The 7,288-nt window shown below is 45.0% G+C and carries 8 protein-coding genes and 1 tRNA gene; 5 read left to right on the top strand and 4 right to left on the bottom strand.

Annotated elements, in window-relative coordinates:
• The first annotated feature begins 113 nt into the window (after positions 1 to 113).
• The 4 genes from RMO79_RS03085 to RMO79_RS03070 all read left to right on the top strand — a co-directional run bounded on the left by RMO79_RS03085 (position 114) and on the right by RMO79_RS03070 (position 3,823).
• Complete coding sequence (locus tag RMO79_RS03085; RefSeq protein ID WP_310481590.1) at positions 114 to 1,931, top strand: ABC transporter ATP-binding protein; 1,818 nt, start codon at positions 114 to 116, stop codon at positions 1,929 to 1,931.
• Positions 1,932 to 2,002: 71 nt separating this feature from the next.
• A complete protein-coding gene (locus RMO79_RS03080; RefSeq protein ID WP_310481589.1) occupies positions 2,003 to 2,620 on the top strand; it encodes a hypothetical protein in 618 nt (205 codons plus the stop codon).
• Positions 2,621 to 2,725: 105 nt separating this feature from the next.
• A complete protein-coding gene (locus tag RMO79_RS03075) occupies positions 2,726 to 3,157 on the top strand; it encodes a hypothetical protein (RefSeq protein ID WP_310481588.1) in 432 nt (143 codons plus the stop codon).
• 120 nt (positions 3,158 to 3,277) lie between these two features.
• Positions 3,278 to 3,823, top strand: a complete 546-nt coding sequence (locus RMO79_RS03070; RefSeq protein WP_310481587.1) for a hypothetical protein — start codon at positions 3,278 to 3,280, stop codon at positions 3,821 to 3,823.
• A gap of 109 nt (positions 3,824 to 3,932) precedes the next feature.
• On the opposite strand, the gene RMO79_RS03065 is transcribed toward RMO79_RS03070, so the two are convergent.
• The 4 genes from RMO79_RS03065 to RMO79_RS03050 form a co-directional block, all read right to left on the bottom strand.
• On the bottom strand, positions 3,933 to 4,598 hold the full coding sequence (locus RMO79_RS03065; RefSeq protein WP_310481586.1) for a class I SAM-dependent methyltransferase: 666 nt from the start codon (positions 4,596 to 4,598) through the stop codon (positions 3,933 to 3,935).
• A gap of 4 nt (positions 4,599 to 4,602) precedes the next feature.
• The gene (locus RMO79_RS03060) at positions 4,603 to 5,775 is read right to left on the bottom strand and encodes a pentapeptide repeat-containing protein (protein WP_310481585.1); all 1,173 of its coding nucleotides are present in this window, start codon (positions 5,773 to 5,775) and stop codon (positions 4,603 to 4,605) included.
• Positions 5,776 to 5,853: 78 nt separating this feature from the next.
• Positions 5,854 to 5,935: transfer RNA gene (locus RMO79_RS03055), tRNA-Leu, on the bottom strand.
• A 123-nt stretch (positions 5,936 to 6,058) separates the two neighbouring features.
• Complete coding sequence (locus tag RMO79_RS03050) at positions 6,059 to 6,748, bottom strand: HEAT repeat domain-containing protein (protein ID WP_310481584.1); 690 nt, start codon at positions 6,746 to 6,748, stop codon at positions 6,059 to 6,061.
• Between the two features lie 153 nt (positions 6,749 to 6,901).
• Here RMO79_RS03050 and RMO79_RS03045 point away from each other — a divergent pair, with 153 nt between their 5' ends.
• Positions 6,902 to 7,144, top strand: coding sequence for a hypothetical protein (locus RMO79_RS03045; protein ID WP_310481583.1), 243 nt, complete (start codon positions 6,902 to 6,904; stop codon positions 7,142 to 7,144).
• Positions 7,145 to 7,288 lie beyond the last annotated feature (144 nt).

Genomic DNA, 7,288 nt, shown 5'->3' with positions numbered 1-7,288 from the left:
CACGCTCAAAGCAGTCAATTCCGTAACAAAATGCAAATTCATGGCACCTGTTGTTTCTAAGCTGAAAGTGTTGGATCGTTGGCAGCTAATTTTTAGATTCTGGGAGTCAGATCGTGGCATCTTATCGGGATATTATTGGGTATTTTAAAAGTTATCAGACGATCGCGATCGTCAGTATTGCCGCTTCGAGTTTATTTGAGGTAATAGATTTAACCGTACCCTATGCGATCGGTCAAATTCTCAATGTCCTCTCGAAGCAACCGCTCGATGCACCTTTGGTGGCATTTATCAGTGCGATTTCTAGTAGCTTCAACCTGCAACCATCTGCTGAATTATCGCTCGTGCTATTGCTGGCGATCGTCTTTGTCGTATCTGTCGTGCGCGCGCCGATTCAACCCTGGATTGGCAGTTGGTTCCACTGGGCAATTCCACTGCGAGCCAAACGAGATCGTGCCGATCTGACGATGCAAAAAATTCTAACTTTACCGCTATCTTTCTACGATGAAAACAACCCCGGACGAATTGCCGGGAGAATCGCACGCGGGTTAACCAATCATACTTGGACTTATCCAGAAATTGCCGGACAATTGATTCCCAAGTTAGTGAGAATATTCGGGATTTTTATCGCGATTTATCTGCTGGAATGGCGGATTGCGATCGGCTTTTTGCTCTCATTTATCTTAATTCTGGGCTTTAGTCTCAAAGGGCTGCGGTACATCATCAACCGCGAGGCACTGCTCGATAGTTATATGGAGAATACCGAAAGCCGTACCTCTGAAATTATTACCAATATCAAAACCGTCAAAGCCTTCGCTGCCGAACCCTACGAACTCGATCGACAGCGGCAACGTTTAGACCGAGAATTAACAGTAGTACTTTACCGCATCCACCGCAGTTACGTGCGGTTGAATATGTGGCAGCGTACGGTAGTTCAAAGTTGCATCTTTGGCGTGCTGGTGATGACGCTACTCGCTACCCTGCGCGGCGAACTGTCTTTAGGTCATTTTGTGACACTGCTGACAGTCTCTAGTATGGCTTATGCCGAGTTAGAACCCTTGAGTATCTTGGCAGAGTTTCTGGCGCGCCGCTATGCCTCGATGCTGCGGTTCCATGAGTTTATGCACGAGCCAGTCGGTAGCGATGCGATCGATCTCCAGTCAGTCAATCGATCGACAGTGAAATATGATTTTGCGGGTAAAATTGAATTCGACAGGCTCAGTTTTGGTTACGATCCAGAACGACCGATTTTGCACGATATCGATCTGACGATCGAGCCGTGTCAAACCGTTGCCCTGGTTGGTAAATCGGGTTCGGGCAAGTCTACGCTGGTGAAATTATTATTGCGTTATTTCGAGCCAACTCAGGGGCGAATTTGTATCGATGGTAAGGATGTTCGATCGCTAGAGATCGGATCGTATCGTTCTCGCCTCGCGATCGTCCATCAGGAGGTCGATATCTTCAATGGTACGATTATGGATAATCTCCGCTATGGCAATCCTACCGCCGCTGCTGATGACGTGATGGCTGCTTGTCAAATGGCGCGAGTCGATGAATTCATCCACGAGCTACCCCAGGGATATGCCACGGTGGTAGGGGAGCGCGGCGTGCGCCTATCGGGGGGACAGCGGCAGCGGCTGGGCATCGCGCGCGCTTTAATTGTCAATCCGAATGTGTTGGTGTTCGATGAGGCTACCTCTAGTCTCGATTACGAGTCGGAACGCGCCATTCAACTGGCAATGCGATCGATTTCGGGCACCAGAACCATGCTAGTTATCGCCCACCGACTCAGTACCGTCCGCGATGCCGATAAAATTGTAGTCTTAGATCGCGGTCGGATTGTGGAAGTCGGGACGCACGACGAGCTAGTGCAGCAGCACGGCGTTTATGCCAAACTCCACGCACTGCAAGAATCTGGGGTGCTGCCATCTTAACTTAGCGATCGAGCTGTGGATCGGGGAATTATAGGAGTGGAAAGCACTAGGCGCGATCGCACCGAGCAACCTTGAAGACTATCGATTTCGGGAATAAGCCTTTTGGGACTAAAATTCAACTGACAAAAGGTGGCGATTTTTTTGAGATCTATATTCCGCCATATGAATATTATCTATCGATTTTCTTCATGCTTCCCTTTACTTTCTTTTGGGATGGATTGCTAATTTTAATTATCCGAGAGCAAATCAGATCTCCCGATAATAACGTATCGTTGCTTTCTTTATTACCTTTGTTGGCGATCGGTATCTTGCTTGTTTATGCTTGCCTGTTTATTTTATTTAGGAAAACTCATGTTCGTATAGATCGGCATGAAATATCTCTAACTAAAACTCTATTCGGTCGGCAGGTACACCGCAAAACTGCTATCCCCAAGCGAGAAATCACGAACCTTACCTTTTTCCCTAGCTACGCCGATCGTGACTCTGATGGAGATTTCGTGACGAGATCTGCGGCTTTAAAGTGTGAAGCAGAGACAGAATATATCTCGATCTGCGCGCCTTGGGGTCACAGGTTATTCGATACAGCTCGCGGTGTTGTAAAGACTGAAGCCGAGGTTAAATGGTTGGCGGATGAAATTAGTGAATGGTTAGATAAGCCTCTGACAATTTTTGAATATCGATCGCGTTAATAAGATTTTCGATTAAGTATCTTCCCTGCAAAGGTATTATTTTCTATAATATGGAACTCTTCGATGACGGTGAGTGTCATTAAAATTTTAGCTAGTATTAACAACATGAAAACTCGATCGATATCCATTCTCTTGTGCTGTCTTGTCTTTACGCCCATCAGCGCGCAAGCGCAACCAAAAATTGTCACCAGCGCGCAAGTTAATGGTACTTGGAAATCGAATTCGGGCACGTTCAAAATTTGGGCATTGGGCAAACAACGGCTCCAAGTTGAATATGATGGAGTGTATCGATCTAAAATGGCTGATGGCAGCCCGATGGCAAATATGGGTGCGGGTATTGGTACCGCCAGCATTGAAGGGCGAACGGCGATATTTAAGCCAGAAGGGGCTGAAGCCGATTGTGCGATTACGATGAATTTTGGTGGTGGTGGCTTAAAAGTAGAACAGCAAAGTAATTGTGGATTTGGGATGAATGTCAGCGCAGCGGGAAGATATCGGAAGGTAAGTGCGGTTAAACCGACATTTGGTAAAAATTAGGATGAGATAGCCGATTGATTGTCACGGTGGCAGCTAGCAATCGATCGGAACATCCGCTAGTTGTTGCTGTCTGGGAAGATAGGATTAAATTTCACATTTTCTGATGAAAATCGATCGTATATGAATCAAAAAAACTGGGGATATTTTTCCTCACTCGCGAAACGCTGTATATTGGCTGGTTTAGTTGGGACGATCTCCAGTGGATGTATGAGTATCGATACCGATCGCAATCGACTATCATCTGAAGCTAAAAATAGCACCAATATTGATACTTCAAGTAAAGATGTTCGAGTTGACAATAGCCAAAATATCGACATCAAAGGTAATGATGTCAGTGTCAGCAGTAAAACTTCTACAACTATGACTGATAGAAATGAGGAGCAAGCGGAATCGATCGACAAAAATACTAAAGTTACGCAAAAAAATTCTGCATCTCCTAAAATTACTAGCGGTCGTTATTGGATTGGTGGTACAGACCAAGGTTTGGAAGTCGTAGGAAATCGATATCGTTACTATACAGAAGGCGGAGAACAACCGTGGCAGAATATTTCTAATTTAAAATACATCAAAAATGGTGTTGTTTTCGATGGAAAAACTTATTGGTGTTTGTCTACGCTCAGATCTAATCTAATTACAGGGTGCGGAGCTGATGGATGGATTCGTTAGTTGAGAGTTAAAATTCAATAGAACAATTACATGTAAATTCGTGCATTCTTTATCTGAAAGAATGTCGATATTAAGGAAAAATATTATTATTCACCTTGATTTTACAAATTTATTTCTTTCTAGCGATCGTCAGTCCGTCCCCGATGGGGATTAAACTAATCTGAACGCGATCGTCGTGATAGATTTGCTGATTTAGTTGTTTGATTGCCTGCGTCCGTTTATCTTCATTCATCGCAGGATCGGCAACTCGACCGTACCATAGCACGTTATCTATTAAAATTAATCCACCCTGACGGACTAACCGCAGACATCGATCGTAATAAGCGGCATAATTATTTTTATCGGCATCGATAAAAGCAAAATCAAAGGTATCGGCTTCGCCATCTGTCAGGAGTCGATCGAGGGTTTCTAGTGCTGGAGCGATGTGGAGATCGATTTTATCGTTTACCCCGGCTTGCTGCCAGTATTCAGCGGCGATCGCGGTAAATTCATCGCTGACATCGCAGGCAATTATGCGACCGTCTGCTGGTAAATTCAAGGCTACTGCCAAAGTCGAATACCCTGTAAATACGCCAATTTCTAAGCATTTTTTCGCACCGATTAACTGGACTAATAATCCCATCAATTGCCCTTGCTCTGGCGAGATTTGCATGTTTGCCAGAGGATGTTTGGCAGTTGTCGATCGCAGTTGAGTTAATATTTCTGGTTCGCGGACTGAATTGGTTATTAGATAGTTATAGAGATTGTCGCTTAAACCGATTGATTGGTTAGACATAAGTTTAGGTATTTGGTAGTGATGTTTTTGTTGTATCGGGGGTATCTGCTGGCGATGTTGGTGCTTTAATAAGTTTTTCTATTTCTGGATCGTAGATCGCTAGCGTCCAATTTTGCGTTCGATCGATCTGCGAGATATCTAAATTTTTAGTCTTGCGTAAATCGGTTTTATTAAGATTGGCACCTTCAAGATTTATTCCCGCTAAATCGGCACCACTCAGATCGGCTTTAGTAAGATTGGCTTTACTTAGCGTAGCACCTCGGAGATTTGCACCGATTAAAACCGCACCGCTGAGATTGGTGTTACCCAAGCTAGCATTAGTCAAAATCGATCCATCGAGAATCGCATCGCTGAGATCGGCTTTATTTAAGTTAGCTCGATCTAAATTGGCTGAACTGAGATTGGTATTACTCAAATTAGCTTGAATTAAATTAGCTTGAATCAGTTTGGATTGGGTGAGATTTGCCCCATTCAGATTAGCATGACTGAGATTGGCATCGTTGAGATTTGCCGATCGTAAGTCGGCTTGAATGAGACTAGAACTAATTAGTTTAGTGCGATCTAAATTAGCTCCAACCAGATTAGCGGCGCGAAGATTGGTAAAGCTCAGATCGAGATACTGACTCTCAGTTTCAAGTTCGATCTTGCGCCGCGCAATCACAGTTAGTGCGGCTTGAGCATCGGTGCGAATTGCAGCTAAATTAGCCACATCTTGCCCTTTAATATCTTGCTTGCCGCGCACGAAAGAAGATAATACCTCCATTATCGTCCAGCCATCTCTGGGCGAATCGTTAGCGATTCTTTCTAGGGCATAAATACCGCCAATTCTAATTGTTTCGGTTTGGTTTCCCAGTTGCTCGATCGAGCGAGTAAATCGTTCGGTAATCAGTCGGTTTTCGCCTTGAGAAAAGTTGAGAAATAAGATGGAACCACCAAAAATAGTTGCGCCAGTACTCATACTGGCAATTATCAGCCGAATTAATTCTAGAAAAAAGTTCCGCCGACTGAGTTTTTCTGCTAATTTTAATTGCTCGATCGCAGCTTGCCAATTAGCGTCGGGATTAATATGCCCCCCTCCCTGCGCTTTCCATAATTCGTGAGCTTTCGCACGGATGACTTCTGGGGCGATTGGCGCGGGAACGATTAAAGATTGCAAAAATTCGACGATCGTCTTCATCTATAGGGATATACACAAAATCGACTGAGTTAACTCTACTACAGTCGATTCTTGCTCCGATCGGATTTTTAGTTTAGATGCGGATAAAAGGAATCGAACCTTCACTTCTTGCGAAACCAGAACCTAAATCTGGCGCGTCTACCAATTCCGCCATATCCGCAGGTATCAGTTTCTATTATAGCATGGGTATTTTGATTTGGATAGGGGACGGGGGACGGGGAGACTGGGGGATGGGGAGGTTCGATTACTTCTATCCACTATCCCCTATCCCCTATCCCCTAAATTATTGCTGGAATAAATCCTCTAAGGTAGCGGCTACGACTTGACGATCGGAGTCTTGACGGAGTTCGATGAGAGCTGATTGGGCTTGGGGTTCGTCGAATTTGCGGAGTGCGTGGACGACTCTGGCGCGCAAGCGGGGGGATTCGGCGGTGGTAAGGGTGAGTAGTTGGGCGAGCACGGCGGCGTGGTGGCTGGAATTGACGAGCGTTGACAAGGCATCGATCGCGGCTTCTTTTACTGTGAGATCTTCGCCTGCTAGAGCTTCGGTACAAATTTCAATTAGTTCGGCGGGAGCTTCTAATTCTTCTAGAGCGGCGAGGATACTCCGGCGTACCAACCAGTGATCGTCTTGACAAAATGTTAAAACTAGGTGCGAAATCGAGACTTTACCGTATAAAGAGAGCGAATTGGCAGCTTCGGCGCGGACATTGGGCGTATCATCAAATTTGGTCATTTCTAACAGTGCGGCAAAAGATTCGGCTGAATGTTGTTTGCCCAAACCTCTCGCCACAAACGATCGTACCAAAAATTCGGGGTCTTTGAGCGTAGCCACTAAGATCGGCACCGCAGTTTCTGGAGCGTAATCTTTAAGAGCGGCGATCGCTTTCAGGCGATACTGAAAGTCAGGATTCTGTAACGCAGCTTCAATTTCTGGTAATTCCATCACAATATCTATAAAGAGATCTTTCATTCACTCTAATCAAAAGCTGTACCACTTGGTGACCGGATCTGCGAAGATTTAATTGAGGCGTTCGATGGATAAAGGTGGTGTTTCTGCCCAACGAGCCGATCGTTCTCAACTTTTAAGACTTATAAAATATTAATTTTTAGGAATTTTAGCAATATGGCAGAATCCGATCTCAATACTACTATCGCCGAAGTTACCGCCGCCGATTTGGCTGAAATTATTACCGAACTTCAGAAATATCGCGATCGATTGGTACACGATACCACCGAAGCCATCCACAAAGCAAAACTTCCCAAAGCCAAAGCAATGGCGCAAATGGAACCAGAATTAGCAAAAATTGATGCCATGATGCAAGAAATCCAAGCTCGCCATGCGGCGTTAATTGAAAGTAAGGAGTAAGAAGTAAGAAGTTTACTATCATCAGCTTGACGATTACGTCTCCGTCTTCCCACACATCCCCCAGTCTCCCCGTCTCCCCGTCTCCTTTTTCCCCCAGAACCCGATCCCCACCAACCAATAGACAAGAAAGAAGACACCCCACTC

The organism is Chamaesiphon sp. VAR_48_metabat_403, from assembly GCF_031422475.1.
Taxonomy (GTDB): Bacteria; Cyanobacteriota; Cyanobacteriia; order Cyanobacteriales; family Chamaesiphonaceae; genus Chamaesiphon.
Note: the sequence above shows the minus strand (reverse complement) of the source record. Positions and strands in the feature narration are given on the sequence as shown.

What these genes read in the sequence shown, in the direction of transcription:
- RMO79_RS03065 (WP_310481586.1), bottom strand. Translation starts at nt 4,598, where the DNA reads ATGTCTAACCAATCAATCGGTTTAAGCGACAATCTCTATAACTATCTA.
- RMO79_RS03045 (WP_310481583.1), top strand. Translation starts at nt 6,902, where the DNA reads ATGGCAGAATCCGATCTCAATACTACTATCGCCGAAGTTACCGCCGCC.
- RMO79_RS03060 (WP_310481585.1), bottom strand. Translation starts at nt 5,775, where the DNA reads ATGAAGACGATCGTCGAATTTTTGCAATCTTTAATCGTTCCCGCGCCA.
- RMO79_RS03075 (WP_310481588.1), top strand. Translation starts at nt 2,726, where the DNA reads ATGAAAACTCGATCGATATCCATTCTCTTGTGCTGTCTTGTCTTTACG.
- RMO79_RS03070 (WP_310481587.1), top strand. Translation starts at nt 3,278, where the DNA reads ATGAATCAAAAAAACTGGGGATATTTTTCCTCACTCGCGAAACGCTGT.
- RMO79_RS03050 (WP_310481584.1), bottom strand. Translation starts at nt 6,748, where the DNA reads ATGAAAGATCTCTTTATAGATATTGTGATGGAATTACCAGAAATTGAA.